This is a genomic window from Martinezella sp. CNPSo 3890 (assembly GCF_057784455.1).
In genome coordinates, this window is sequence record NZ_JBXSOR010000002.1 from 340,794 (window position 1) to 365,479 (window position 24,686).

The following is a 24,686-nucleotide window of genomic DNA, read 5'->3' on the forward strand; positions in this document are numbered from 1 at the left end:
GCTGCGCAGATCGGGACTGGCCGCTAGACAGCCCGATCGGCGTGGCGAACGGCAGCTGCCAAGCGTCGTTCATCCCTGCCAAGCTGATCGATCGGCGTCCGGTAGGTCTCCGTCGCGGTTGCCGCGGAAATGGCGGCAATCAAGGCTGTGATGGAGGTAAAGACCGCGACTGGCACCCAACCCATCGGTCCGGTGCCCATGACCGCCGCGCTGATCGTTGGCGCGAAGCCGCCGAGCGCGAAACCGATCTGGGTTCCGACGGCCATGCCGGACAGACGCACGCGGGTATCGAACATTTCGGCATAGAGGGCCGGCCAGATGCCGTTCGATGCACTATAGACCACGCCCGAAAGCAGGATGCCGAGGACGAAGACGAGCATGAGGTTGTTCTGGCTGATGGCCCAGATGTAGGGCCAGATCAGCACCGCGCAGCCGACGGCTCCAAAGATGAACACGGGTTTGCGGCCGATGCGGTCTGCTAGAATGGCCCATGCGGGAATCGCGCCCAGCGCCGCGATATTGGCAAGCACCAGAACGGTCAGCATCGTCGAACGATCGATATGCATGGTATTGACCGCATAGGACAGCGTGAAGACGCTGAAGATCGTGCTGACGACGGAAATCAGTGCCGCGAAGATGATGCGCAGGACATCCGCCCAATAATTGGTGAGCAGCGAGACGAGCGGCAGCTTTACGATCTCGCCCTTCTGGGTTTCCTCCAGAAAGGCCGGGGTTTCGGCAAGCGTGCGGCGAACCCAGAATCCGACGATGACCACCACGAAGCTCAGGAAGAACGGGATACGCCAACCCCATGACATCAACGCGGCTTCATCGAGCTTTCCAAGCGGAATGAAGACCAATGTTGCAAGGATCAGTCCGGCCTGTGTTCCGCTCAGCGTGAAGCTGGTAAAGAAGGCCCGTCTATTTTCTGGCGCGTGCTCAAGCGTCATGGAGCTGGCGCCGGCCTGTTCGCCGGCGGCCGAAATGCCTTGCAGCACGCGCGCCAGAACCAGAAGAATGGGCGCCAGGATGCCGGCCTGATTATAGGTGGGCAGGCAGCCGATGATGAAAGTCGAAAAACCCATGAGGAGCAGGGTGAAGGTCAGCACCTTCTTGCGGCCGAACTTGTCGCCGACGTGACCCAGGACGACCGCCCCCAGCGGCCGCATGATATAGGCGACGCCAAAGGTCGCGAATGAGGCGATGGCGGCCGTTTGCGGGTCTTCCGCCGAAAAGAATATCTTCGGGAAAATGAGCGCTGCTGCCGTACCGTAGACGAAGAAATCGTAATATTCGACGGCGCTTCCCAACCAGCTCGCAAGAGCCGCGCGCTTGGGTGTTTTATGTTCGATTTGTCTTTTCATGGTCGTTCCTCCCCAGAGCATTCGGATGTCGAGAACATATCGCAACCGTGCGCATCCGGCCTCCGCCTGCACCCGCTTGCAAGGACATCCCAGATCATCCTGACAATCTTCGATGCTGCACGATGCAGCACCCTCACTCCTCGTTAACAATAATGTACGAACTAGTTCGTTTTGTAAAGCGCCAGCAACCTGTCATCCCGCAGCGCCTCGTGTCGAGCAATAGAAACAATGCGTTGAAGCAGCTTGTTACGTCACAGCCTGAGGCGGTGAAGGCCTCCCAGTCGGGCTGAGCGCGCCTGCAGAGGCCCCATCATTATTCGTTGAAAATCTTGAAGGTCAGGCAATATCAGCTGGACCAAGGACAGTTCCCTCTCGCCCAGTACATGTCAATGATCGGCGAGTACGGCACGCCCTCGATCATCCCGCGACCCGCGGCTTACCGGCCGGCCTCGTTACCATCTGCCAGCGGCACGAACAAACCAAGCTTGACGTCACGCAGCACCACATTCGTGTGCATACGCCGTATCTGCGGATTCTCCGCCATGATCACGGCGGCGATGTCGTCATAATGCTCGACATCCCTGGCGGTGACGATCGCAATGAGATCGACCGCGCCCGTGACGTAATAGACCTGCTGGATATGATCCTGCTTTTCCGCCCAAAGGCGGAACTTGGCAAGCGCATCGTAATTGTCCCGCTCGATCTCCATGCCGACAATGAACACCATTGGAGTTCCGGTCGCCTTGCGGTGGACGACCGCGATTTCCGCCTTGATGATACCGTCCTCGCGCAACCGTTTCAGGCGCCGTTGCACAGCCGAAGTCGAAAGGCCGACCTCCTCCGCGATCGCTTCGGCAGTGAGCTGGCAATTGCGCTGGACGATATCGAGAATATCGCGATCAAAGCGATCCAGATTTTCCATTCCCGCTCCTTTCGGCGTCGATGAACTTAGGCGACGACATCTCTGTTCCATCGTAAAAGATGCACAAGAAATACATTTTTGCTTTTTATATGCAAAATAATCGGAAATTGCGCGCAAATTCCGCTCTCCTTCGCGATATTCTCCGCAAATTGTTTTTCATCGGAATTCTATATGACAGAGCTGCCCTCCCAGGCTCTTCGCGTGGAAGATCTCCACAAGAGCTTTGGGTCACATCAGGTCCTCAAGGGCGTTTCAACGACCGCCCATCAAGGGGACGTGATTTCCATCATCGGCTCGTCCGGTTCCGGGAAAAGCACGTTCCTGCGCTGCATAAACCTGCTTGAAATGCCCGATCGCGGCCGCATCGTCGTCAACGGCGAGGAAGTCGCGCTGAAGCAGGGACGCCATGGACAGATGCAGCCGAAAAGCTGGCGGCAGATCGAACGGATGCGCAGCGGATTGGGCATGGTATTTCAGAGCTTCAATCTCTGGGCGCACATGACCGTTCTCGAAAACATCATCGAGGCTCCGGTGCATGTCCTCGGCGTCCCCCGTCGCGAGGCTATCGACAAGGCAGAAGTTCTTCTCAACAAAGTCGGGCTTTACGACAAGCGCGACGCCTATCCGGCCTTTCTCTCCGGGGGACAGCAGCAAAGAGCGGCGATCGCTCGCGCGCTTTGCATCGACCCGGCCGTGATGCTCTTCGACGAGCCGACATCGGCGCTCGATCCCGAACTGGTCGGCGAGGTCCTCAAGGTCATCCGCGATCTCGCGGAAGAGGGCCGAACCATGCTGCTGGTCACCCACGAGATGCGCTTTGCCCGCGATGTCTCGAACCACGTTCTCTTCCTGCATCAGGGACGGATCGAGGAGGAAGGGCCGCCAAAGCAGATCTTCGACGCCCCGATCAGCAGCCGATGCCGGGAATTTACCGGCATGCTGACGTCCTGATCCACATCCCATTCGCAGACAACACCATTAGGAGAATCCCTTATATGAGAATGGCTTCCACTCTGTTCGCCGCGCTTGCCTTCGCTCTCTCTTCGATGACGGCGCAGGCCGAGGTTCGCTTCGGCATCATGAACGAATCCTACCCGCCCTTCTTCGCCAAGGATGCCTCCGGCAAATGGCAGGGCTGGGAAATCGATATGATGGACGCCGTTTGCGAGCAGATGAAAGAGAAATGCTCGATCATCGAGCTTTCCTGGGACGGCCTCATTCCGGCGCTTCAGAGCAAGAAGTTCGATGTGATCTGGTCGTCGATGTCGAACACGGCGGAGCGTTCGAAGATCATCGATTTCACCGACAAATATTATAACACGCCCAGCACGCTGATCGGCCCGAAGGACCAGAAGACCGGAGCGACGGCAGACGATGTCAAGGGCAAGACCATCGGCATCCAGGTGTCGACGATCCAGTCGGAATATTACAAGAAGTACTTCGCCAAGGTTGCAGACGAAAAGACCTACCAAACGCTCGACGAGGCGTTTCAGGACCTCGCTGCAGGCCGCATCGACTACGTCTTCGGCGATTCCCTTGCGCTTGATGCCTTCCTCAAGAGCGACAGCGGCAAGGATTGCTGCGCCAAGATGGGCGATGTCGCCGACGACAAGGAAATTCTCGGAGCCGGCGTTTCGGGCGGTTTGCGCAAGGAAGACACCGAGCTCAAGGCTAAGCTCAACGCAGCGATCGCCGCGGTACGCGCCAGCGGCAAATACGACGAGATCACGAAGAAGTATTTCAGCTTCGATATCTACGGCGCCAAGTAAACGATCGCAACGATGGCGACCTCTCCTCAGGGCATTCTGGACCTGCTCTCCCCCTATCCTCCGGGCTGGGGTGGAGTACTCTTGACCGGGGCCGCCTCCACGGTCGCCATCTCCGCCGGCGCTTTTCTGATCGGCCTTCTGCTCGGTACGGGCGGCGCGCTCGGCAAGCTCTCCGGCATCAGGCCGCTCCGGCTGCTGCTTGAACTCTATACGACCGCCGTCCGCGCGGTCCCCGAGCTGATCCTGATCGTCGGGCTCTATTACGCAGGGATGGACGGCCTCAATCGGCTCCTCATTGCGCTCAATCTGCCGGCATTCGAATTGAATGGCTTCGCTGTCGCGGTCGCCGTGCTTGGCTTCGTGCAGGGCGCCTATATGACGGAAGTGCTGCGCGGCGCGATCCTGGCGATCCCTGTCGGCCAGATCGAGGCGGCAAAGGCATTCGGCATGGGCGCACGCCTGCGTTTCCGTCGCATCATCTTACCCGCCCTGCTGCCGAATGCCCTTCCCGGTCTTGCCAATCTATGGATGTCGGTCACCAAGGACAGCGCTCTCGTCGCCGTCGTCGGCTACCAGGAACTGGCTCTCGCCACGCGGCTCGCTGGCGCTAGCACCAAGCACTATTTCATCTTTTTCCTGGCTTCCGCCCTCATTTATCTCGCTCTCACGCTCGTCTCGAACGCCCTCTTCGACCTGCTGGAGCGGCGTGTACGCCGCGGCCAGCCGAAGCTTGCCTGAGGGGTGCCGGCATGACCTTCTCATGGATATCCGCCTATTGGCCGCTTCTGTTGACGGGAGCCGTGCAAACGCTGTCGCTGCTTGTGATTTCCGTCGTCTTCGGCTTCGTCATCGCGATCGGCCTCGCCTTTTCCCAGGTCAGCGGCGGCCCCATCCTGCGAAGCCTTGCGCGTGGCTACTGCACCTTCTTTCGGGGCACGCCGCTGCTGATACAGCTCTGGCTGCTCTACTACGGCGTCGGCTCTCTTCTGCCGATGATCCCGGGAATCCGCCAAAGCCTGTTCTGGCCGATCCTACGTGAAGGTTTCTTCTTCGCGGCCGTCAGCTTCACGCTGAATTACGCGGCCTATGAGGCGGAGGTTTTGCGCGGTGCATTGCTGGCCGTTCCGAAAGGCGAGCTGGAAGCCGGCCGCGCCTTCGGCATGCGCCCCCTGACGCTGACGCGGCGCATCTGGCTGCCGCGCGCCATTCGCATCGCATTGCCGACGATCGGCGGCGAAATCGTCATGCAGTTGAAGGCAACGCCACTCGCCTTCACCGTCACCGTGATGGACCTCTATGCCGTTGCCACCAAGGTTCGTCAGGACACCCTGCTGGTCTACGAGCCTCTGATCGTCGTCACCGTCTTCTATCTCGTCATCACAGCCATCATCGCGCGAAGCTTCCGGTTCCTGGAAGCGCAGGTGCCGGTGCGGCGCTAACCCCGGCATGAAGGAGAGATCAAACCTCTCCGCAGATCCGAGCCATTCTGGAGATCCCATTCATGAGCAAACCCTTGATCCTCGACGGCGGCATGAGCCGCGAACTGCTGCGTCTCGGCGCGGAACTGAAGCAGCCGGAATGGTCGGCGCTGGCACTGGTCGATTCACCGGAGATTGTCCGGCAGGTGCATGACGAATTCATCGCTGCCGGCTCGGATGTCGTTACGACCAACAGCTACGCGCTCGTGCCCTTCCACATTGGCGAGGAACGGTTCTGGAAGGAAGGGGCTGATCTCATCACCCTTTCCGGACGGCTGGCGCGCGACGCCGCTAACGCCTGCAAGGATCGAAAAATCCTGGTCGCAGGCTCCCTGCCTCCGATCTTCGGCTCCTACGAACCACAGAATTTCGATCCGTTACGCGTTCAGGACTATCTCAAGGTTCTGGTCGAAAACCTCTACCCTTACGTCGATGTCTGGCTCGGGGAAACCCTCAGCTTGATCGCGGAGGGAGAGGCGGTTCGGACGGCGGTCGCTGAAACCGGCAAACCGTTCTGGATCTCCTTCACGCTTGCGGATGACGCCGCGCAAAGGAATGGCGCCTCGCCTAAGCTCCGCTCCGGCGAACTTGTCGAGGATGCGGCTCGGTGGGCAGCGTCATCTGGCGCGGACGCGCTCCTGTTCAACTGCAGCAAACCGGAAGTCATGCGCAAGGCCGTCGATGCGGCAGCGGAGGTTTTCAAGCAGGGCGGCAATAATCTGCGGATCGGCGTCTATGCCAATGCTTTCGAGGGAGAACAAGGCGAGTCGGCCGCCAACGAGGGCCTTCACGCGACCCGTCAGGATCTGAATGACGACGCCTATTCGCGCTTCGCCTGTTCATGGGTCGATGCCGGCGCGACGATGGTCGGTGGTTGCTGCGGGATCGGCGCCGGGCATATTCATAGGCTGAGGAAGGCTCTCCTTCATCCTCAAGGAGCATAGGAGAGCCTTGCGCAAGCATCGATCCGGGCAGGATCAAAATAGGCTGTATCGGAACGATCAGGCAGCCTTGAAGGGAGCGCTTGCGGCCCTGTAGGCAATCAGATCCTCGATCGTCACGAGATGGAGGCCATGCCGCTCGGCAAAGACCTCAAGCTCTGGAAGGCGGGCCATCGTGCCGTCGTCGTTCGCCACTTCGCAGATGACGCCGGCCGGCGAAAGGCCGGCAAGCCGGGCCAGATCCACGGCTGCTTCCGTGTGCCCAGGACGCGACAGGACGCCGTTTGGATGCGCGCGAAGCGGAAAGATATGACCGGGCCGGGCAAATTCCTCCGGACGCGATCCGTCCCTGACGAGGGCTTGAACGGTTGCCGCCCTGTCGGCGGCGGATATTCCGGTCGTGGTTTCCGGAATGTAGTCGACGGAAACGGTGAAGGCGGTCTTGAGGACTTCCGTGTTGCGCGGCACCATCAACGGAATATCGAGCTCGTCGAGCCTCTCGCCCTCCATCGGAACGCAGATGAGACCACGGGCATGGTTCATCATGAACGCGATCGCCTGCGGTGTGACCGCTTCCGCGGCGATCACCAGATCGCCTTCGTTTTCGCGGTCACGATCATCGACAACCACGATGATCTCGCCCCGCGCAATCGCAGCGATCGCATCTTCAATTTTCGAAATTGCCATTTTCCTGCCTTTCAAGGGTTGCCGTTCGAAACGGCGTGCATGGCCGGTCAAAGCCACCATTTTCCCTTGGGCGAACAAGCATGTGAACGCCGCCACGACGCGGCGTCTCCTGCGTTGCTCTCTTCCATCCGGACTATACCGTCGGCTCCGGCATCTCACCGGATCTGCTGACCCTTCCGAAAGCTCGGAAGGCGCTCGCGGGCTCGAGGAAACTCCCCATACCGCCGGTGGGGAATTACACCCCGCCCTGAGAACAATTGAAAGATAAGGGATCAATGCCTCATTCCGCAAGAGGCTTTGATCGCCAAAACGTCGAGAATCCGATCCGCCCAACGAACGCACCGTTCCTCATTGTCGAACTACGACATGATCAAGCCGCCATCGACATTGATCGTCTGGCCCGTGATATAGGCCGCATCGTCGCTGGCCAGGAAAGTGACGAGACCGGCGACATCTTCGCCCGATCCGGCCCGTTTCATCGGAATGCCCTGGACCCATTCCTTCATGAGTTCGCCGGGGCCGTAATTGCCCAAAAGCTTCCCCCAAGCCTGGTCGTTATAGGCCCACATGTCGGTTTCGATGATGCCTGGGCAAAAAGCGTTCACTGTGATGCCTTCGGTCGCGACTTCCTTGGCAAGGCTCTGGGTAATGCCGACGACGCCCATCTTCGATGCCGCATAATGCGGCGTGTAGATGAAGCCGTCCCGCGCCTGGCCGGAAGCGGTATTGATGATGCGGCCGCCGCGGCCATGTTTGCGCATGCGGGCAATCGCCTCCTGGGCGCAGAGGAAGACACCTTTGGTATTGACCGCCATGACCTTGTCCCATTCGCCCTCGGTCATGTCCTCGACGCGGGCGATGGTGATGACACCGGCATTCTGGATGGAAACATCGACGGCACCGAAGGCCACCTCAGCCGCCTCGTAGAGCCCCTTCACACTGGCCTTGTCGGTCACGTCACCGACGAAGGAAATCGCCTTCCCGCCATCAGCCTTGATCGCATCGGCGACCGCATGGACGGAATCCTCATTGGCCGAGACTACGAGATTGGCGCCCTCACGCGCGAACCGTCTGGCGATCGCGGCCCCGATGCCGCGGCTCGCGCCGGTGATGACCACGGTCTTGTTTTCGAAACGCTGCATTCCTATTCCTTTCGCGGTGACAGCCACGCCAGGCGCCGGCTCAAGGGGCCGAGCGCCCGCCTGTTGCTGGCGACTTCAAACGGCGGCCGAGATAATCCCGGCAAACTCCGATGCCTTCAGGGATGCGCCCCCGACCAGGGCACCATCGACGTTGCGAACGCCGAAGATTGCCCTTGCGTTCGATGCTTTGACCGAACCGCCATAGAGGATCCTGACATCCCTCCCCTCTTCTCCCAGCCGCTTTTCAAGCGCCTGGCGGATGGACGAATGCATCTCCTCGATCTGCTCCAGGGTCGGAACTAGCCCTGTTCCGATCGCCCACACTGGTTCATAGGCGATCACCGTGTTCGAACTGGTTGCGGTGTTGGGAATTGATGCTTCTAGCTGGGCACGAACCACTTCGATCGCCCTGCCCTCGTCCCGTTCCGCACGTGTCTCCCCGACGCAAATGATGCTCGTCAGCCTGGTCTCATGGACCGCGACAGCCTTGGCCGCAACTGCGCCGTCCGTCTCCCTATAGGCCGAGCGCCGCTCGGAATGTCCCAGAATGACGAAACGAGCGCCGATTTCGGCGAGCATCTCGGCGGAAACATCTCCGGTATAGGCGCCTGAGGTCCGCGCGTGACAATCCTGTGCCCCAATGGCAATCCCTGATCCTCGCACCCGTTCGACCGCTTTCTCGACCAGCGTTAAGGGCGGGCAGACGACGATGTCACACGCCGCGTGGTCCGTTATTCCCTTCAGCGCCTCGATCTCGGCCAGGGAGGACGCGAGACCGTTCATTTTCCAGTTGCCGGCAATCAGTTTCCTCATCGCATCACCAGCAGCAAAACCCGCCATCGACGAGCAGATCGACGCCCGTCACGAAGCTTGCGGCATTCGACAGCAGGAAGACGGCGGGGCCGACCATCTCATCGACCGTTGCCATGCGCTGCATCGGCGTCTGCTCTTCGAAAAGTTTTGTCTGATGAACCATTTCCGGACGCGTGTTCATCGGCGTCGCCGTGTATCCCGGCGAGATGGTGTTGACGCGGACGCCGCGACCGACCCACTCCATCGCGAGCGACTTCGACATGTGGATCACACCGGCTTTGGAGGCGTTGTAATGAGCCTGGCTCAGGCCGCGATTGACGATAACGCCGGACATAGAGGCGATATTGACGATCGATCCGCGCCCGTTCTTCAGCATCGCGCGTGCTTCCGCCTGGCAGGACAGAAAAACGCCCTTTAGGTTGATGTCCATCAGCGTCTGGTACTGTTCTTCTTCCATCTCTTCCGCGGGATTGGCGTTGGCGATACCGGCGGCATTGACTGCAAGCGTCAAGGCCCCAAGTTCCGCCTCGGTACGCGCAACCGCCTCCCCGAGAGAGGACTTGCTGGTCACATCGGCTGCAATCTGGATGGAACGGCGACCGGCAGCTTCGATATGCGAAGCCGTGTTCGCTAGACCATCGTCGGATCGACGGTCCAGAAGCGCGACGTTGGCGCCGCACTGCGCAAGACCGATGGCGATACGCTGCCCAATCCCGCTTCCGGCGCCGGTCACAAGCGCGACCTGTCCCTCAAGATCGAAAAGCTTCGGGGCGTTCAGAGTGATGTCGGACACCGCTCTTCCTTTCTGTTTGTCTAGATTGTCGCAAGTTCCATGACAGAGACGTCATTGGCCTCGTCACGATTGAGAATGCCTGCCTGCTTGCCCTGTGCAAGCACGAGAATCCGGTTGGAGACACCAAGAACCTCCTCGAGATCGGAGCTGACGACGATGACGGCCACCCCCTGCTTTGCGAGGTTGACGATGATGTCGTAAATGCTGGCTCGCGCGCCGACATCGATGCCACGGGTCGGCTCATCGAGGACGACGACCTTGGGGTCACGCATCAGCCACTTTGCGATGACGACCTTTTGCTGGTTGCCGCCCGACAGGTCCGAGGCATATTGCTCGGCCCGGCCTTTGACGCCGAATTTCGCCACAGCCTTTTCGGCGAAAGCACGTTTGACACGTGATGTGATCCAGCGTCCACCGAGCTTGTCGAGGTTGGCATAGATGATGTTTTCACTGATGCGATGCCCGACGACGAGACCCTGCTCCTTGCGATCCTCGGGCACCATCACGATGCCCTTGGCGATCGCATCGGCCGGATTGCGAAGCTTGAGCTCCTCACCCTCCAGCTTGATCGAGCCGGCGATGATCGGATCAGCGCCAGAAACGGCACGGACGAGTTCGGTGCGGCCGGCACCAACCAGCCCGGCAATGCCGAGGATCTCCCCGGCGCGAACTTCGAACGTCACGTCCTCGAAGGACCGGTCAGGCGAACTCAATCCGCTGACCTGCAAAACAGGGCGATCCGTCGGTTCGGGAAGAGCCGGGAACATCCGGTCCAGCGAACGGCCGACCATGCTTTCGACGATGGTACGAACAGGTGTGGCGCTGTCGGCGAACTCCTGAACCCGCTCGCCATCGCGCAGGACGACGATGCGATCGGTGATCTGCTTGATCTCCTCCATGCGGTGGGAGATGTAGATGATGCCGACACCTTCAGACCGAAGCTTTCTCACCTGCTCGAACAGCGCTTCCGTCTCCGCGCCACCAAGCGCTGCGGTCGGCTCATCGAGAATCAGCAGCTTGGCATTGAGCGCCAGCGCCTTGGCGATCTCGATGAGCTGCTGATTGGCAGTCGACAGGCCCGCGACCTTGCGTGTCGCTGGAATATGTAGGTTCAGGCGTGCGAGCTGTTCCTGGGCGCGCCGGACCATCTGAGGGCGATCGACAGCCCCGTTCTTCATCGGCCATCGCCCGATGAAGACATTTTCGGCGATCGAAAGATGCGGCAGGAGCTGCAATTCCTGATGGATCAGGACGACGCCCTTGTCGATCGCCTCGCGCGGAGTGGCGGGGGCATAGGGCTGCCCCAGCCATGTCATCGTTCCCTCGGAAGGCGTGCGTGATCCGGCGATGATGCCCGACAAGGTCGATTTGCCGGCGCCGTTTTCGCCGAGAAGCGCGACCACTTCACCCGGATAGACATCAAGGCTGACATTCTTCAGCACCTGAAGCGGTCCGTAGCGCTTGGATATGCCCCTCAGGGAAAGAACGGGCTCAGTCACGGCACACCTCCTCAAGATTTCAGGACGATTACGGGTGGTTGGCGATGAAGCCGGCCACGTTTTCCTTGGTCGTCAGCGTGGCGTCCATGAGCTGCACCGCGGGCACCTTCTCGCCGGCGACGAGCTTGACGGCATTGGCGACCGCGTCGCGGCCCATCTTCTGCGTCTGCTGCGTCGCGGTCACATCGAAGACACCCTTGCTGAGCGCTTCCAGAGCCGCCGTATCGCCGTCGAAGCCGCCGACAACGATCTTCTGGGACGGGTTTGCAACCTTGATCGCCTGCGCGGCGCCGAGGGCAAGCGCGTCGGCCTGAGCAAACACGATCGATACGTCGGGATTTGCCTGCAGCATGTTCTGCATGATCTGGAAGCCCTCGTCCTGGGCCCACATGTTGGAATATTGCTCGGCAACCACCTTCACGCCGGGGTTTGCCTTCAGCGATTCGGCGCAACCCTTGCTGCGGTCGACTTCAGGCGTCGTGCCCTTCTGGCCGTGGATGATCACCATCTTGCCCTTGCCGCCGGCCTGCTTGAGGATGTAGTCGCAAACGGCCTTGGCCGACGCGACGGAATCCGTTGCAAGGAAAGTGTCGCCCGGCGCGCCGTCGGCATTGCGGTCGACGTTGACGACAGGAATACCGGCATTCTTGGCGAGCTTTACCGGAACACTCGCGGCAGCGGCACCGGCCGGAATATAGATCAAGGCGTCGATATTCTGGGTGAGCAGATCCTGAATCTGGTTGATCTGCGTCGGACCATCGCCCTTGGCATCCACGGTGACGACCTGAATGCCACGCTTCTTGGCCTCATCCTCGACGGACTGCTTGATCTGGTTGAAGAAGTTTGCCTGCAGGTTCGCGACCGCCAGACCGATCTTCTTGGTGTCTTTTGCCTGAACAGAGCCCAACGACATCGCCAGCACGGCGGCCGAGGCCAGAAGTATGCGCGCAAGTTTCATTTCATTTCCTCCTTTTTTAGTGAACCCTTGGGCATATCCTCCCCCTCGGGCAAATGATCCGCTCCAAACCTTTCGGAGAGGAAATCGCTGGGATCCGCCGGACGCGGGCCAGAATGTCAGGCCCGCCGCCTGCGGATCGTTTCCGCACCGACCGCGAGCACGATGACGATGCCAATGATGACCTGCTGCAGGAATGGCGAGACGTTGAGAAGATTGAGACCGTTGCGCAGGACACCGATGATCAGGACGCCGATCAGCGTGCCGCCGATACCGCCGGCCCCACCGGAGAGCGAAGTGCCACCAATGACGACGGCCGCAATCGTGTCGAGTTCGTATCCAAAGCCGCTGGATGGCTGAACGGAATCGAGACGAGCCGCCAGTACGATACCGGCAAGACCGGCAAGTACCGCGCTTGCGACATAGACAGCAATCGTCACGAGCTGAACATTGATGCCGGCGAGACGAGCCACTTCCGGATTGCCGCCCACGGCATAGAGCATGCGCCCCTCGGAGCGGAAGTGAAGGAACACCCAGGCCACGGCGACGACCGCCAGCATCAGGAAGACCGTTGCCGTCAGCACGCCGAAATGGCGATCGATCGCGAGCATCATGAACCAGTCGGGAAATCCGACGATCTGCTGGCCATCCGTGATCATGTTCGCGACGCCCCGCGCGGCCGACATCATAGCCAAAGTTGCGATAAAGGCCGGAACCCTGAAAAGAGTGACGAGAAGCCCGACGATCAGTCCGCTCACCGCGGAGGCGACAAGTGCAACCACGATGCCGGCGGCAAGCGGCAGGCCGGCGATATTTGCCGTCCAGCCCATGACCATCATGGACAGCGCAAGAACCGAACCGACGGAAAGGTCGATGCCGCCGATCAGGATGACGAAAGTCATGCCGACGGCCATGATTCCGAGCACGGTGATCTGATCGAGAATGTTGAGGCCGTTGCGCAGCGAAAGAAACGCATCGGTGCTGAGGCTCAAGAAAACGCAAAGAGCGAGCAATCCGACAAGCGGTCCGGTAGCACCGGTGAGCTTTCTCAGCCATGCCACGGACGGACGGCTCTGTTCATTAACGTCGATCGCCACCATCATTCCTCCCAGGGACCTGAGGCTAGCGGCCATGTCTGGCGGCTAGAACTTCAAGCTAGAATATTTATTCACATATGCTGGAAAATTCATTACCAACTCACTTTGGCGCTGTCAACCGGGTCTTGTCTGCCTGTTTTGCTGACAATGGATATATGGGGGCTTGACTAACGGCCCTCCTGTGCAAAAATATAAACTAATGAATATTTATTCACACGAGGAAATAATGGAGCCTTCCGAACTTGAACGTGTTGCTCGCCAGATACGTCTGCGAGACCTCCAGGCAGTCTACGAGGCAGGGGCCGGACATATTGGCGGCGAGATGTCCGTGATCGACCTTCTGACCGCGTTGTATTTCCGCGTGCTGCGCGTCTGGCCGGATCAGCCGAAACATCCCGATCGGGACAGGTTTGTGCTGTCGAAGGGACATACGGCGTGCGCGCTCTACGTCACTCTGGCGAAACGCGGCTTCATCCCGGAAGACGAGATTTCGACGTTCCTGAAGCCGCATTCGCGGCTCAATGGACACCCCAATTGCAACAAGGTGCCGGGCGTCGAAACCAATACTGGTCCTCTCGGACACGGCCTGCCGGTCGCGGTTGGCATGGCCAAGGCGGCGAAATTATCTGGGGCCGGCTACCATACCTACGTGATCACCGGCGATGGCGAGATGCAGGAAGGCTCCAACTGGGAGGCGATCATGGCCGCGGCGCAGTTCCGGCTTGATAACCTCACCCTGATCGTCGACCACAACCGTTTCCAGCAGGGTGCCGCGCTTTCGGATACGAACGACATAGCACCTCTTCGCCCGAAGCTCGAAGCCTTTGGCTGGGACGTCAGCGAAATCGACGGCAACAACATGCACGAGGTCGTCCCGGCGCTCGAGCGCCGAAGCGAGCGCCCCCACTGCATCGTGGCCCACACCAACAAGGGGCACGGAATCTCTTTCATGCAGGACCGTGTCGACTGGCACCACAAGGTTCCGAACAAGGAACAGTACGAAGTCGCATTGGCAGAATTGTCGGAGGCACTTTAATGAACGCGCCCGTGAACGCACCCAAGCTCCATGATTGCCGAGACGCTTTCGCAGCGACGCTCGAACGCCTTGCCGCCGAGAACGAAACGATCGTCGCAGTCTGCAACGATTCGGTCGGCTCTTCGAAGCTCGGCGGCTTCAAGTCCAAATTCCCCGATCGGCTGGTCAATGTCGGCATCGCCGAGCAGAACATGGTCGGCGTGGGCGCGGGCCTCGCCAATGGCGGACGCCTCCCCTATGTCTGCGGCGCGTCACCGTTCCTCACAGGTCGATCGCTTGAGCAGATCAAGGCCGACATCTCCTACTCGAACGCTAACGTCAAGCTCGTCGGCATTTCCTCCGGCATGGCCTATGGGGAGCTCGGCCCGACCCATCACTCGATAGAGGATTTCGCCTGGACCCGAGTTCTGCCCAACCTCCCCGTGATCGCGCCTTGCGACCGCATAGAGACGGCGGCGGCTGTGGAATGGGCGGCAAATTACAATGGCCCTTGCTTCCTGCGCCTGTCTCGGGTCGGCGTGCCCGACCTGCTGCCGGAGGACTACAAGTTCGAGCTTGGAAAGGCCAATCTCTTGCGTGAAGGTTCCGATGTTACGCTCATTGCGAACGGAACGTTGACCCATCGCATGGTGAAGGCCGCCGATATCCTAGCGCGACGCGGCATAGAGGCCAGGGTGATCAATCTCGCCACGGTTCGTCCGATCGACGAGGATGCCATCATTGCCGCCGCCAAGGAAACCGGCGCGATCGTGACGGCGGAAGAACATTCGATCTTTGGCGGGTTGGGATCGGCCGTGGCCGAGGTTGTCGTCGACAACGCCCCCGTGCCGATGACGCGCCTCGGCGTTCCCGGCATCTACGCGCCGACCGGTTCTGCCGAATTCCTGCTCGATGAATTCGGCATGGCCCCACCAGCTATTGCCGACGCCGCGCAAGCGCTTATCAAGCGCAAGTAGACAAACAGACGCATTGGAACCGAGGCGGATTGCCGTCGGTTCCAGTAATTGGAGGCGGATGATTTTAGCTGGAATAGAGCCAAAGTCTGAATCCGCTTTGAAATCAAAGAAATAGAGCATGATGTCGTTCGAGAACCGCTCACACTTTTCGGTACCATGCTCGGGTGGAGGATATGATGCGGGCCATTCTGGCAATCGACCAGGGAACCACCAATTCCAAGGCGGTACTGGTCTCCGAGAGCGGAGACATCATTGCCAGAGGCTCGGCTCCGGTAGGCATCTCCTATCCGCGGCCCGGCTGGGTCGAGCAGGATCCCGATCGGATTTACGCATCCGTCTGTGAAGCGATCGCACTATGCCTGCGAAGCGCGCCCGTCGCGACAATCGAAGCGATAGCGATCTCCAATCAGCGGGAATCCGTCACCATTTGGGATGCCGAAACTGGCAAGGCGCTCGGACCGGTCTTGAGCTGGCAATGCCGGCGCACCGCGTCGGATTGCGAGCGTCTTATCGCGGACGGACATCTCAAGCGCGTCGAGGCGCTGACCGGCCTCCCCCTTGATCCGATGTTTCCTGGTCCGAAATTCCGATGGCTTCTCGATCGGGTCGCGCATGGGAAAAAGGCCCGCATCGGAACGATCGACAGCTGGCTCGTTCACTGCCTTACCGGCGGTCGCAAGCATGTCTGCGACGCCTCGAACGCCGCGCGAAGCCAGTTGTTCGACCTTGAGGCCCAAACCTGGAGCAGGGAATTGGGTGCGATTTTCGGAGTCGATATCCGGCTCCTTCCGGAGGTACTCGACAGTTCCGCGGACTTCGGAACAACGCACGGCCTTGCCGGCGTTCCGGACGGCACGCCGATCAGATCGGCCATCGGGGACAGCCATGCGGCCCTGTTCGGACACGGGGCCTTCAAGCCGGGCGACAGCAAGGCGACCTTCGGAACAGGGTCTTCCGTCATGACCACTCTTCCGCGCTTCATCGCGCCGCGCAACGGCATCACCACGACGGTCGCCTGGCGCATCGCCGGACAACCGACCTTCGCATTCGAAGGCAATATCCTCGTGTGCGCCGCGAGCCTGCCCTGGATGGCCGGCATCCTGGGCCTTCCGGATGTTGGCTCCCTTATCGACCTAGCGGCGACCGCTGAGCCTGATGGCCCGGGCTTCGTGCCCGCCTTCGTCGGTTTGGGCGCCCCTTACTGGAATTCCGACGCCCGTGCCCTTTTCTCACAGATCAACTTCAGCACAACCCGCGCGCAGATGGCGCGCTCGGTTACTGACTCGATCGCTTTCCAGGTTCATGACGTGATTACGGCCATGCGGGCGCAGAGCGGTGACGATCTCGGCACGCTTTATGTCGACGGCGGCCCGAGCCAGAACCACTTTCTCATGCAGTGCGTATCAAACCTGGTGAGGCACGCCATCATCCAGTGCGAGGCACCGGAAGCCTCCGCTCTAGGGGCAGCCTATCTCGCAGGTCTCTCGATAGGCCTGTGGCCGGATCTCGTCGCCATCGCGGCGCTTCCGAGAAACAATAAGATCATCGAGCCGGAGAACATCGACAGTACAGGCCTCCTGAACAGGTGGAATGATGCGCTGGCCCGCTCGACGTTGCGCGCAACTCCGGTTAAAGGTGAATAAAAATTCACCCCGGGATCAACGATGGCTCGCCTTAACGAACTCCGCCTCATCTCAAGAGTTGCCCAGATGTACCATATAGAGGGCAAGCGGCAGGCGGATATCGCGCAGCACCTTCGCCTGTCGCAGGCGACGGTGTCGCGAATGCTGAAACGGGCCGAGGCGGAAGATATCGTTCGCACGAGCGTCATTCCGCCCGTCGGCACCTACAGCGAACTCGAAGGAGCGCTGCGCGAGAAGTACGGTCTCCCCGAGGCAATCGTCGTCGAATGCACGGAGGACCGCGACGGCGCCATCATGGCCCGGATCGGCGAAGCCGCCGCGCATCTTTTGGAGGTGACGCTTGCACCCGGCGAAATCATCGGCGTGTCGAGCTGGAGCCAGACGATCTTCAGGATGGTGGAAAACATTCATCCGCAAAAGAGCGCCCAGGCCAAGTACGTCGTTCAGACGCTGGGCGGCATGGGCGACCCGTCGGTCCAGACTCATGCCACCCAGCTGACCACCCGCCTCGCTCGACTGACCGGCGCCGAACCGAAGCTTCTTCCAGTACAGGGTGTTACGACCTCGCGCGAGGCTAAACTCCTGATGCAGGCGGATCCGTTCGTGCGGGAGACCATGGATCTTTTCGGCAGCATCACGCTCGCCATCGTCGGCATCGGCGCCGTGGAGCCGTCGGAACTGCTGGCGAGATCCGGCAATATCTTCTCGTCGCGGGAGCTCGCCGATCTTGCCGAGGCCGGTGCGGTCGGCGATATATCGCTGCGGTTCTTCGACAAGGACGGCAAGCCTGTCAAAACGCCGCTCGATGAGCGCGTGATCGGCTTCCCGCTAGAAGATCTCGAACGGGTCGATCGGGTCATCGCGCTTGCCGGCGGAGCGAAGAAGACAGCGGCGATCGCCGGCGCCCTGAGGATCGGAGTTATCGATACGCTGATAACGGACAAGTTCAGCGCCGAGCGCCTCATGGAATCATAGGCGGCCACGGCGGCTACAATCTGTTGTCAATGGAATCGCCGCCTATGTGGTGACCGTAGAGAGTTGCGCCACTTTCGTGGGCGCTTGTGGGCGCCGTTTCGTTCCGGCCCACTCCAGCAAGCAAAAAGGCTTTCACCGCATCCGTTCAGGCCCGATGCATTGCATCAGATGGTGTCTTCCTTCAGCGGCGGCACATCCGGCGCTTTGTCCAGCAAGCCTGTCAGCGCACCGCGCTTCGTCGTACCTGCACGCGCTTTCAGGAATTCGCTGGCCGTCTCAACGGCCCCGATCTTCTGCGCGACCGCAGAAATAATCCACTGATTGAGGGACACGCCGTCTTCTTGTGCCAGACGCGCCGCCGTCTCCTTGAGCGACTGCGGCAGTTGCAGCGGGTATTTATAGCGTTGGGTCTGCGTCATGTGTTCAGTCTCCTGACAATCTCTCCCGGTGTTATCACGGTCACGCCCAATCCAAGCGCCGGACGGAAATCCTTGACGTTATACGTCACGATGGCCTCAGCCTGTCCGTTTAAGGCAGCTTCCAGCACCATTTCGTCGGCGACATCGGAGAGCATCGGTCGCGTCCGAAACGAGATATCGACGCCCTCGGCAATGGCGGCAAGCGCGCTCATCACCGAAGCGACATCCTCAAGGCTGTGTCCGGTCGCCTGTCGGGTTTCCTCGCGGCTCAACACCGCCTCATACTCCAGAAACACCGCCGTCGAACAAAGCGGCGTCACCATGCCCCGATCAGCAAAGCGCAGAAGCAGGTTGCTTGCGCCATTCCGGCTGCGGAACGCCGCTACGATCACATTGGTATCCAGAACCAGCCTCATGGCAGAGAATTTATAGACATCCCATAGGATGTCAATGTTTTGAATGGTGGATCCCATTATCCATTGTCATCCTCTGCGCTGTCTTCGCTTCTGCCCCGATTGTCACTGGCAGCCCGCAACGCTTAGAAGTGTTCCCGCGCCATCTGCCTGCCGATCAACTGGGCAATGGACAGCACAATCGCGTTCAGCCGCTCGGAAGCCTCGGCCTTGCCTGCTCCCTCCTGTCCATCAGGCGGTTGATTGTCATTCGCCAGCTCCTCTCTGTCATTGAGCTTTCTATCATCGGCCATCATCGCGCTTTCCCTTCGGCCGCCGCCATGCGACGGGGTTTGCGATCCAGCGGTTGATCTCGGATTCATGCCATCCCGCGCCGTTGACGCTGATCCTGATCTGCGCGGGAAACGTACCCTCGGCGATCTTGCGGTAGATGGTGGAGCGGGAAAGACCCGTGCGGAAACGCACGGTATTCAAGCGGATGATACGGTCTGGCACGGGCATGGCAGCGCTGCCCCCTGCTGGTTGTTCCTGAACCAGGGAGAAATCAAGATTTACCCTTTTGCAATAGGTATTTAGCCGTCGTCGTACTGGTGCATAGAGACGGCGGAAAAAAGGAAAAACTTACAATCGCTGTTCCGGCCTCAACGCGTGGTCTTCTTCGCCAATCGCACGCCCGGACCACCGCCGTTCTCCGGGATGAACTCTATGCCTTCAGCTTCAAGAGCAGAACATATCTTCCGCTGAGTTTCGGAAGATACGACGGGTATGTTCTCGCCCTCACTTTCGCAACGCTTAATCGTCGGCACAGAGACGCCGGCCCGACGAGCAAGCTCTGCCTGTGATATTCCAATCAATGCGCGAGCTGCCCGCATCTGTCCTGCTGTTACCAAAGCCCATTGATCCCTTTAGATCATTTCAGTATGATCCAAAAGGATCAATCGCCCTTAACGCGGCTGAACACGGTGTTCGCGCACCGCGCCCAGCCTGACCACAACCAAGCTGTATGGAGCTCAGATCATGGCTGATTCTGACAATAACACGACTTTGTCTTCCGTCACGCGCAGGATGTTGCTGACGGGCACGATGGCAGCCACGGCGACATGGCCGTTCGACTATGGCGCGGCCGCCGCCGAGGCGCTGGCCGGCGATGTTGTCTCCGATCCCGCGCTGGACCTTTGGCGGCAATGGCTGGCGGCACGCAATGAAACGCAGCGGCTTTGGAACATACAGCTGGACCTTGAAAGCAGGATGGTCGCCGCCGTCGGATTTCCGCAGGTGGAAATCACACTGCCCGGAAAAAAGAAGCCGGTGCGTGCGTTCAGCCTGGAAGACATAGACCGAATATGCGGCGATGCAGCCGGGCATGAGCCCGTGAAGGCGCAAGCAATAGCCGCCTTCCGGGAACGGCAGGAAGTTTGGGATCGTCTGGATGACGCTTTGGGATATAGTCGTGTCGAGAAAGCCGAGATCCAATCTGACCGCATGGAAATGAAGTTGGCCGACGCCCTGATGGCCATGCCGGCCACGACGGTTGCTGGTGTGGCCGGCAAGCTTGATGTGATCTTGTGCGGAGGCGAACACTTCGACAAAGGCCCAGACTTCCCCTCGCTGCAAGTCAGCGCGGCGCTGGCCGATTTGGTGCGCATCGGGCAAGCCCTACAGCCGGGTCTCTTCATGCCCGGAAGCGACCGGCTCCCGGGAGCCAATGGCGGCGCATCATGAAAAGCCTGCTCGGGGAAATAAGACGGCAAAGCCCTCCACGGCACATTTGCACCGGGGGCTGCCGTGTCTGTGACCCTTACTGAACGCCTCAGCCATCTTCCCGAGAACAGGCGTCGTGAACTGGAACGGATCGCGCGAATCCTGTTCGATGAATTCGAGGACGTGCAAAAGAGCAGACTGTCGGACACGGAGAAGGGTGGACGTATCCTCAAACTGCTTCTCTTTAGCCCTTTTGCACGCTGTGACTGGGTAGAGGACCGCGAAAACGATGGTCGTTCCGAATATAACCTGCTCGTCGTCGTTACGACTGAAACCTTTGCCGATCCACGTTTCTGGTACCGGGGTATCGATCGCTTCCTACGGGAACTGACGGTCACCAGACATCTGGCAACGCCGGTCAACTTCATCGTTCATTCCGTCACGGACCTCAATAAGCAGCTCGCGTATGGTTGACCCTTCTTCGTGGACATCGCCCGTGACGGCATCCTGCTCTACGAAACGCCGGGTCTTCCCCGCGCCAAACCCAAGCCGCAGGATCCAGAGGTCGTCGAGGCTGAAATGATCAGGCATTTCGGCCATTGGTTCCCAAGCGCCACGCATCGCTTCGAACTGGCGAAGGAGGCCATGGGTCGTGGTTACGGCAAGGAAGCAGCCTTTGACCTGCATCAGACCGTCGCGACGCAATATCGCTCGCCGTGGGACGTTCTCCATCCCGGTCGCGCCTTCGCGACGAAATTGGCGGCGAGCCCCCTGACGGACGCTGTCCTACAGAAGCGAGTATCTGACTATCTATGATAAAGGCTCAGGGTCCCCACATAAGCCAGGACCTGCAGGTCCCAGCGATCTGGCTGACTACCTCCCTACACGATGGCTCTCACGATGGGGTCAAAGGAACTTTTGATGGCGCAGCGCTGCGACCGACGGGGCAGCTGTCACCAATGGGCATATCGAAGCCACATCGGCGCCGCGCATTCCGGCCCAACCGCCCGACAGACGGCTGAAATAGATCTTTTAGTCATGTGCAGTCACTGCAACCGGTGGCACCGGGCTCGGCGTCCGGCTTTGCAAGAGTTCGCCGCGCTCCTCCAGAACGGGATATGCTGCGGCGGCGACGAGGTGGGAATTGATCTGCTTGAGGTCGCGCAGAAGGTCGAGGTGAAGCGAGCTGGTCTCGGCGGTCTCGATCCCGCCCTGGCGCAAGCGCTGGAAATGGGCTTCCGTCCCCTCGCGCTCCGCCTTGCGGAAAATCACCTTCTCCTCCGCCAGCATACGGGCGGCACTTTCATTCTGCGTCATGAACAGGGCAGCCGCCGTCTGGAGGTTCGACTGCAATCGGTCGAACAATGTCGCCAGTTCGAGCTGTCCTTCCTTCGAGAAACTCAAACCGCGACGCAGGCGTTTTGCCAGGTGCGGCAGAAGGTTCTGGTCGAGCACGTCGCCGGCATGTTCCATGTTCATCGAAAACAGCAGGATCTCGTTCAGACGCCGCCGGTCGGCTTCTCCAAGCTCGTCGGGATCGATCGATGTCAGATAGGTCTTTACGGCCGTGTTCAGGCTGTCGAGGATATTGTCCAGCGATCGCAATCGCGTCAGCGCCTTTCGATCCGTGTCCGATAAGGCAGACTTGGCGCCCGCAAGCATTTCCGAGAGCACGTCGACCAGTCTCAGCGCCTCGCGCGCTGCCGCGCCGAGAGCAACCACGGGCGTTTCCTTGGCCGCCGGATCAAGATATCTCGGGCGCGTCGGATCGGCCTCGTCGATCTTCCGCGGCAGCAATTTGGTCAATAGATCGGCATAGGGCCGCAATAGCGGCATGAACACCACGGCCAAAACGACATTGAAGGCGGTATGAAAATTGGCGACAGCTCGGGCGCTGTCGCCATCGATCATCGCCGACAGACGTGCGGCTGGCTCCAACAGGGCGATCATCGCGATCACACCGACAATGCGTGTCAGCATATTGCCGATGGGCAAACGCTTCACCGATAGATCCGCTCCCGACTGCCCTTCGATGAGTGGGTTGATCGCGGTGCCGAGATTGGCACCGAGAACGAGAGCAAAGGCCTGATCGACATCGATGAGCCCCTTGCTTGCAAGCGACATGATGAGCAGAACCACAGCCACGCTGGAATGGGCGGCCCATGTCAGAATAGCTGCGAGAAGCATACTCAGCACCGGCGTCGCGGCGATCGCATCAAGGACGTAGGCGAGCGCCTTCGACCCCTCATACTGCGTCATCAGGTCGAGGAGCTGATGCAGTGCCAGAAGCATGAAGCCAAGCCCAATCATGACGCGGCCAAGATCGTGCACGCGTGAATTCCCGGTTCGGCGGAACATCAGCACGCCGATCAGGATTAGCGCCGGCGAAGCCGCCGCGACATTGAAAGACAACACCTGAACGATCAGGGTCGTGCCGACATTGGCTCCGAGCATGACGGCAAGTGCCGGCACGAGATCCACCAGGCCGCCCGCCGCGAAGCCGGAGGCCATCAGGCCGGTTGCCGTACTGCTCTGCAGGATGGCGGTGACACCGATGCCCGCAAAAAAAGCCTTCGTGCGATTGCTGAGCGCCCGGCCGAGAAAAGAGCGCAGATCAGGCCCGAATGTGCGCTGGATACCGGTCTGGACCATGCGCGTGCCCCAGAGCAGAAGGGCGATGTGGCCGGCCAGAGCAACGAGGCCGAGAATAAGCGCCATAGTGGTCCTCCATATGCCTACGATGCTGGGCATCAATATCGCGATTATCTAAACTTTCATTAGCCGACTATGTTTCTTTGTCTTGGCGCCTTTTGCAAGGTCAGATTGTCATAAATCGATGAAATAAGAATTTTTACGTTAAAAATCATAGATATAGGATTGCCATGAATCCTACCACCATTCGTTAGGAATATCCATTTTCCCAAGAAAGGTCGGCCTGAAAGCGACGATTTTCTGTCTCCAACGAGATCGTCTGAGGGTTGTTGCGTCGCCTTTTTGCTTTGATCCGTCCAAGGTCTGGCCAATATAGCACAGAAGCCTTCACTTGCCGTGCGGCGGGTCCGTGGTCGCAGGCTGGAAAGACAGACTGGCGAGGAGTTCGAGATGACGCATTTTATCTGCATCACATGCGGCACACAGTTCGACGAAGGCGACGGACCACCTCTGGCCTGCCCAATCTGCGAAGACGAGCGCCAGTTCGTACCTCAATCGGGACAGGAATGGACAGACATGGCGAGCCTCGGCCAGAAGCATGAGGTAATCTGGAACGAGGAAGCGGAAGGCGTCCACAGTCTGCAGATCTCGCCTCATTTCGGCATTGGCCAGCGCGCCTTTCTGATCGAAGGACCTGACGGCAATATCCTCTGGGACTGCCTCAGCCTTATCGACGAGCCTAGCAAGGCACGGATCACCGCCATGGGCGGCTTAAGCGCGATCGCGATCTCCCACCCTCATTTCTATTCGTCGATGACCGAATGGAGCGCCGCCGGCGTCAGCGTGCCGATCCATATCCACGCCAACGATAGCGAATGGGTGCAAAGGCGCGATGGGGCGCTACATCCATGGACAGGCGAGACACTGTCGATTGGCCAGGCGACCATGATCCGTTGCGGCGGCCATTTCGACGGCAGTTGCGTGCTCTATTGCCCTTGGCTCGAAGGCGGGCGCGGCGCGCTCTTCGTCGGCGACACGATGCAGGTGACCATGGACCGCCAGTTCGTCAGCTTCATGCGCAGCTACCCAAACCTCGTTCCGCTCGACGCCAAGGCCGTGACGGCGATATCGGAAGCGGTTCGACCCTATCGGTTCGAAGCGATATACGGTGCATTCCCCGGTCGAACGATCGAGATCGACGGCAATCGCGTGGTGGAACGTTCTACTGAGAGATACCTGAAGGCTATCGCAGGTTGAGGTTTCATTGGGCTAAGAATATGGCATCTGCTGCCTGCTTCTTCCCCAGTGGTCATCGATCGGTCATGATTAAAGGCACCTTAACGCTTCTCAAGCATATCTGACCGCATGTCTCATCAAGACATTCGCGGCGCCATGACGGCATTTGCTGGAATGACCATGACGTTTGGCCCA

Annotated in this window: 28 protein-coding genes and 1 riboswitch; of the genes, 13 read left to right on the top strand and 15 right to left on the bottom strand. The window is 59.7% G+C overall.

The window, feature by feature from the left end:
- Positions 1 to 23 precede the first annotated feature (23 nt).
- Together AC13RC_RS07770 and AC13RC_RS07775 are read right to left on the bottom strand one after the other, a co-directional pair.
- Positions 24 to 1,364 (bottom strand): MFS transporter, encoded by a 1,341-nt coding sequence (locus AC13RC_RS07770; RefSeq protein ID WP_113353186.1) that lies wholly within the window; start codon positions 1,362 to 1,364, stop codon positions 24 to 26.
- Positions 1,365 to 1,800: 436 nt separating this feature from the next.
- Entirely contained in the window at positions 1,801 to 2,286 is a 486-nt protein-coding gene (locus tag AC13RC_RS07775) for an Lrp/AsnC family transcriptional regulator (protein WP_488556861.1), read from the bottom strand.
- 171 nt (positions 2,287 to 2,457) lie between these two features.
- On the opposite strand from AC13RC_RS07775, the gene AC13RC_RS07780 reads away from it, so the two are divergent.
- From AC13RC_RS07780 to AC13RC_RS07800, 5 genes are all read left to right on the top strand, one after another.
- On the top strand, positions 2,458 to 3,237 hold the full coding sequence (locus tag AC13RC_RS07780; protein WP_113353187.1) for an ABC transporter ATP-binding protein: 780 nt from the start codon (positions 2,458 to 2,460) through the stop codon (positions 3,235 to 3,237).
- Between the two features lie 44 nt (positions 3,238 to 3,281).
- Complete coding sequence (locus AC13RC_RS07785) at positions 3,282 to 4,055, top strand: transporter substrate-binding domain-containing protein (protein WP_113353188.1); 774 nt, start codon at positions 3,282 to 3,284, stop codon at positions 4,053 to 4,055.
- 12 nt (positions 4,056 to 4,067) lie between these two features.
- On the top strand, positions 4,068 to 4,793 hold the full coding sequence (locus tag AC13RC_RS07790) for an ABC transporter permease (protein ID WP_113353189.1): 726 nt from the start codon (positions 4,068 to 4,070) through the stop codon (positions 4,791 to 4,793).
- 11 nt (positions 4,794 to 4,804) lie between these two features.
- Entirely contained in the window at positions 4,805 to 5,494 is a 690-nt protein-coding gene (locus AC13RC_RS07795) for an ABC transporter permease (RefSeq protein ID WP_113353190.1), read from the top strand.
- Between the two features lie 62 nt (positions 5,495 to 5,556).
- Positions 5,557 to 6,477 carry a homocysteine S-methyltransferase family protein gene (locus AC13RC_RS07800; RefSeq protein ID WP_113353191.1) on the top strand — a complete coding sequence of 307 codons (921 nt, stop codon included), beginning with the start codon at positions 5,557 to 5,559 and terminating at the stop codon, positions 6,475 to 6,477.
- A 57-nt stretch (positions 6,478 to 6,534) separates the two neighbouring features.
- Here the strand turns inward: AC13RC_RS07800 and ribB are convergent, their stop codons facing one another.
- The 7 genes from ribB to AC13RC_RS07835 form a co-directional block, all read right to left on the bottom strand.
- On the bottom strand, positions 6,535 to 7,161 hold the full coding sequence (gene ribB / locus AC13RC_RS07805) for a 3,4-dihydroxy-2-butanone-4-phosphate synthase (RefSeq protein ID WP_113353554.1): 627 nt from the start codon (positions 7,159 to 7,161) through the stop codon (positions 6,535 to 6,537).
- Positions 7,162 to 7,273: 112 nt separating this feature from the next.
- A riboswitch (FMN riboswitch) is annotated at positions 7,274 to 7,420 on the bottom strand.
- Between the two features lie 100 nt (positions 7,421 to 7,520).
- Positions 7,521 to 8,303, bottom strand: a complete 783-nt coding sequence (locus AC13RC_RS07810) for a glucose 1-dehydrogenase (protein ID WP_113331064.1) — start codon at positions 8,301 to 8,303, stop codon at positions 7,521 to 7,523.
- Positions 8,304 to 8,378: 75 nt separating this feature from the next.
- Entirely contained in the window at positions 8,379 to 9,116 is a 738-nt protein-coding gene (gene tpiA, locus AC13RC_RS07815) for a triose-phosphate isomerase (RefSeq protein ID WP_113353555.1), read from the bottom strand.
- A gap of 4 nt (positions 9,117 to 9,120) precedes the next feature.
- Entirely contained in the window at positions 9,121 to 9,909 is a 789-nt protein-coding gene (locus tag AC13RC_RS07820) for an SDR family oxidoreductase (protein ID WP_113353193.1), read from the bottom strand.
- 20 nt (positions 9,910 to 9,929) lie between these two features.
- A complete protein-coding gene (locus AC13RC_RS07825) occupies positions 9,930 to 11,408 on the bottom strand; it encodes a sugar ABC transporter ATP-binding protein (protein WP_113353194.1) in 1,479 nt (492 codons plus the stop codon).
- A gap of 28 nt (positions 11,409 to 11,436) precedes the next feature.
- The gene (locus AC13RC_RS07830) at positions 11,437 to 12,366 is read right to left on the bottom strand and encodes a sugar ABC transporter substrate-binding protein (RefSeq protein ID WP_113353195.1); all 930 of its coding nucleotides are present in this window, start codon (positions 12,364 to 12,366) and stop codon (positions 11,437 to 11,439) included.
- Between the two features lie 116 nt (positions 12,367 to 12,482).
- The gene (locus AC13RC_RS07835) at positions 12,483 to 13,463 is read right to left on the bottom strand and encodes an ABC transporter permease (RefSeq protein WP_488557041.1); all 981 of its coding nucleotides are present in this window, start codon (positions 13,461 to 13,463) and stop codon (positions 12,483 to 12,485) included.
- Positions 13,464 to 13,686: 223 nt separating this feature from the next.
- On the opposite strand from AC13RC_RS07835, the gene AC13RC_RS07840 reads away from it, so the two are divergent.
- The 4 genes from AC13RC_RS07840 (at position 13,687) to AC13RC_RS07855 (ending at position 18,070) form a co-directional block, all read left to right on the top strand.
- Positions 13,687 to 14,496: a transketolase gene (locus tag AC13RC_RS07840; RefSeq protein WP_113331069.1), complete on the top strand. Its 810-nt coding sequence runs from the start codon at positions 13,687 to 13,689 to the stop codon at positions 14,494 to 14,496.
- Positions 14,496 to 15,452, top strand: a complete 957-nt coding sequence (locus tag AC13RC_RS07845; protein WP_113353196.1) for a transketolase family protein — start codon at positions 14,496 to 14,498, stop codon at positions 15,450 to 15,452. Before AC13RC_RS07840 ends, AC13RC_RS07845 begins: the two co-directional genes overlap by 1 nt.
- A gap of 176 nt (positions 15,453 to 15,628) precedes the next feature.
- On the top strand, positions 15,629 to 17,095 hold the full coding sequence (locus AC13RC_RS07850; protein ID WP_113420792.1) for an FGGY family carbohydrate kinase: 1,467 nt from the start codon (positions 15,629 to 15,631) through the stop codon (positions 17,093 to 17,095).
- Positions 17,096 to 17,116: 21 nt separating this feature from the next.
- Positions 17,117 to 18,070, top strand: a complete 954-nt coding sequence (locus tag AC13RC_RS07855; protein WP_488556862.1) for a sugar-binding transcriptional regulator — start codon at positions 17,117 to 17,119, stop codon at positions 18,068 to 18,070.
- A 164-nt stretch (positions 18,071 to 18,234) separates the two neighbouring features.
- On the opposite strand, the gene AC13RC_RS07860 is transcribed toward AC13RC_RS07855, so the two are convergent.
- The 5 genes from AC13RC_RS07860 to AC13RC_RS07880 all read right to left on the bottom strand — a co-directional run bounded on the left by AC13RC_RS07860 (position 18,235) and on the right by AC13RC_RS07880 (position 19,774).
- Positions 18,235 to 18,489, bottom strand: coding sequence for a toxin-antitoxin system HicB family antitoxin (locus AC13RC_RS07860; RefSeq protein ID WP_037155628.1), 255 nt, complete (start codon positions 18,487 to 18,489; stop codon positions 18,235 to 18,237).
- A complete protein-coding gene (locus tag AC13RC_RS07865) occupies positions 18,486 to 18,962 on the bottom strand; it encodes a putative toxin-antitoxin system toxin component, PIN family (RefSeq protein WP_233788508.1) in 477 nt (158 codons plus the stop codon). The genes AC13RC_RS07860 and AC13RC_RS07865 overlap by 4 nt, the downstream gene beginning before the upstream one ends.
- A 65-nt stretch (positions 18,963 to 19,027) precedes the next feature.
- The gene (locus AC13RC_RS07870) at positions 19,028 to 19,198 is read right to left on the bottom strand and encodes a hypothetical protein (protein ID WP_162748833.1); all 171 of its coding nucleotides are present in this window, start codon (positions 19,196 to 19,198) and stop codon (positions 19,028 to 19,030) included.
- Positions 19,185 to 19,403 (bottom strand): helix-turn-helix transcriptional regulator, encoded by a 219-nt coding sequence (locus tag AC13RC_RS07875; protein WP_113353199.1) that lies wholly within the window; start codon positions 19,401 to 19,403, stop codon positions 19,185 to 19,187. Before AC13RC_RS07875 ends, AC13RC_RS07870 begins: the two co-directional genes overlap by 14 nt.
- A 140-nt stretch (positions 19,404 to 19,543) precedes the next feature.
- Positions 19,544 to 19,774 (bottom strand): helix-turn-helix domain-containing protein, encoded by a 231-nt coding sequence (locus AC13RC_RS07880; protein ID WP_233788507.1) that lies wholly within the window; start codon positions 19,772 to 19,774, stop codon positions 19,544 to 19,546.
- Between the two features lie 145 nt (positions 19,775 to 19,919).
- Here AC13RC_RS07880 and AC13RC_RS07885 point away from each other — a divergent pair, with 145 nt between their 5' ends.
- From AC13RC_RS07885 to AC13RC_RS07895, 3 genes are all read left to right on the top strand, one after another.
- Positions 19,920 to 20,624: a hypothetical protein gene (locus AC13RC_RS07885; RefSeq protein ID WP_152094019.1), complete on the top strand. Its 705-nt coding sequence runs from the start codon at positions 19,920 to 19,922 to the stop codon at positions 20,622 to 20,624.
- Positions 20,625 to 20,687: 63 nt separating this feature from the next.
- Positions 20,688 to 21,077 (top strand): hypothetical protein, encoded by a 390-nt coding sequence (locus AC13RC_RS07890; protein ID WP_145634484.1) that lies wholly within the window; start codon positions 20,688 to 20,690, stop codon positions 21,075 to 21,077.
- A gap of 9 nt (positions 21,078 to 21,086) precedes the next feature.
- Positions 21,087 to 21,419 (top strand): GIY-YIG nuclease family protein, encoded by a 333-nt coding sequence (locus AC13RC_RS07895; RefSeq protein WP_113353203.1) that lies wholly within the window; start codon positions 21,087 to 21,089, stop codon positions 21,417 to 21,419.
- Between the two features lie 216 nt (positions 21,420 to 21,635).
- On the opposite strand, the gene AC13RC_RS07900 is transcribed toward AC13RC_RS07895, so the two are convergent.
- Entirely contained in the window at positions 21,636 to 23,321 is a 1,686-nt protein-coding gene (locus tag AC13RC_RS07900; RefSeq protein ID WP_113353204.1) for a Na/Pi cotransporter family protein, read from the bottom strand.
- A gap of 384 nt (positions 23,322 to 23,705) precedes the next feature.
- Between AC13RC_RS07900 and AC13RC_RS07905 the strand changes: the two genes are divergently transcribed.
- Positions 23,706 to 24,512 (top strand): MBL fold metallo-hydrolase, encoded by an 807-nt coding sequence (locus AC13RC_RS07905; RefSeq protein ID WP_113353205.1) that lies wholly within the window; start codon positions 23,706 to 23,708, stop codon positions 24,510 to 24,512.
- Positions 24,513 to 24,686 lie beyond the last annotated feature (174 nt).

Coding starts and splice junctions, on each gene's coding strand:
- AC13RC_RS07770 (WP_113353186.1), bottom strand. CDS start 1,364: ATGAAAAGACAAATCGAACATAAAACACCCAAGCGCGCGGCTCTTGCG.
- AC13RC_RS07775 (WP_488556861.1), bottom strand. CDS start 2,286: ATGGAAAATCTGGATCGCTTTGATCGCGATATTCTCGATATCGTCCAG.
- AC13RC_RS07780 (WP_113353187.1), top strand. CDS start 2,458: ATGACAGAGCTGCCCTCCCAGGCTCTTCGCGTGGAAGATCTCCACAAG.
- AC13RC_RS07785 (WP_113353188.1), top strand. CDS start 3,282: ATGAGAATGGCTTCCACTCTGTTCGCCGCGCTTGCCTTCGCTCTCTCT.
- AC13RC_RS07790 (WP_113353189.1), top strand. CDS start 4,068: ATGGCGACCTCTCCTCAGGGCATTCTGGACCTGCTCTCCCCCTATCCT.
- AC13RC_RS07795 (WP_113353190.1), top strand. CDS start 4,805: ATGACCTTCTCATGGATATCCGCCTATTGGCCGCTTCTGTTGACGGGA.
- AC13RC_RS07800 (WP_113353191.1), top strand. CDS start 5,557: ATGAGCAAACCCTTGATCCTCGACGGCGGCATGAGCCGCGAACTGCTG.
- ribB (WP_113353554.1), bottom strand. CDS start 7,161: ATGGCAATTTCGAAAATTGAAGATGCGATCGCTGCGATTGCGCGGGGC.
- AC13RC_RS07810 (WP_113331064.1), bottom strand. CDS start 8,303: ATGCAGCGTTTCGAAAACAAGACCGTGGTCATCACCGGCGCGAGCCGC.
- tpiA (WP_113353555.1), bottom strand. CDS start 9,116: ATGAGGAAACTGATTGCCGGCAACTGGAAAATGAACGGTCTCGCGTCC.
- AC13RC_RS07830 (WP_113353195.1), bottom strand. CDS start 12,366: ATGAAACTTGCGCGCATACTTCTGGCCTCGGCCGCCGTGCTGGCGATG.
- AC13RC_RS07835 (WP_488557041.1), bottom strand. CDS start 13,463: ATGGTGGCGATCGACGTTAATGAACAGAGCCGTCCGTCCGTGGCATGG.
- AC13RC_RS07840 (WP_113331069.1), top strand. CDS start 13,687: ATGGAGCCTTCCGAACTTGAACGTGTTGCTCGCCAGATACGTCTGCGA.
- AC13RC_RS07845 (WP_113353196.1), top strand. CDS start 14,496: ATGAACGCGCCCGTGAACGCACCCAAGCTCCATGATTGCCGAGACGCT.
- AC13RC_RS07850 (WP_113420792.1), top strand. CDS start 15,629: ATGCGGGCCATTCTGGCAATCGACCAGGGAACCACCAATTCCAAGGCG.
- AC13RC_RS07855 (WP_488556862.1), top strand. CDS start 17,117: ATGGCTCGCCTTAACGAACTCCGCCTCATCTCAAGAGTTGCCCAGATG.
- AC13RC_RS07860 (WP_037155628.1), bottom strand. CDS start 18,489: ATGACGCAGACCCAACGCTATAAATACCCGCTGCAACTGCCGCAGTCG.
- AC13RC_RS07865 (WP_233788508.1), bottom strand. CDS start 18,962: ATGGGATCCACCATTCAAAACATTGACATCCTATGGGATGTCTATAAA.
- AC13RC_RS07870 (WP_162748833.1), bottom strand. CDS start 19,198: ATGATGGCCGATGATAGAAAGCTCAATGACAGAGAGGAGCTGGCGAAT.
- AC13RC_RS07875 (WP_113353199.1), bottom strand. CDS start 19,403: ATGCCCGTGCCAGACCGTATCATCCGCTTGAATACCGTGCGTTTCCGC.
- AC13RC_RS07880 (WP_233788507.1), bottom strand. CDS start 19,774: ATGCGGGCAGCTCGCGCATTGATTGGAATATCACAGGCAGAGCTTGCT.
- AC13RC_RS07885 (WP_152094019.1), top strand. CDS start 19,920: ATGGCTGATTCTGACAATAACACGACTTTGTCTTCCGTCACGCGCAGG.
- AC13RC_RS07900 (WP_113353204.1), bottom strand. CDS start 23,321: ATGGCGCTTATTCTCGGCCTCGTTGCTCTGGCCGGCCACATCGCCCTT.
- AC13RC_RS07905 (WP_113353205.1), top strand. CDS start 23,706: ATGACGCATTTTATCTGCATCACATGCGGCACACAGTTCGACGAAGGC.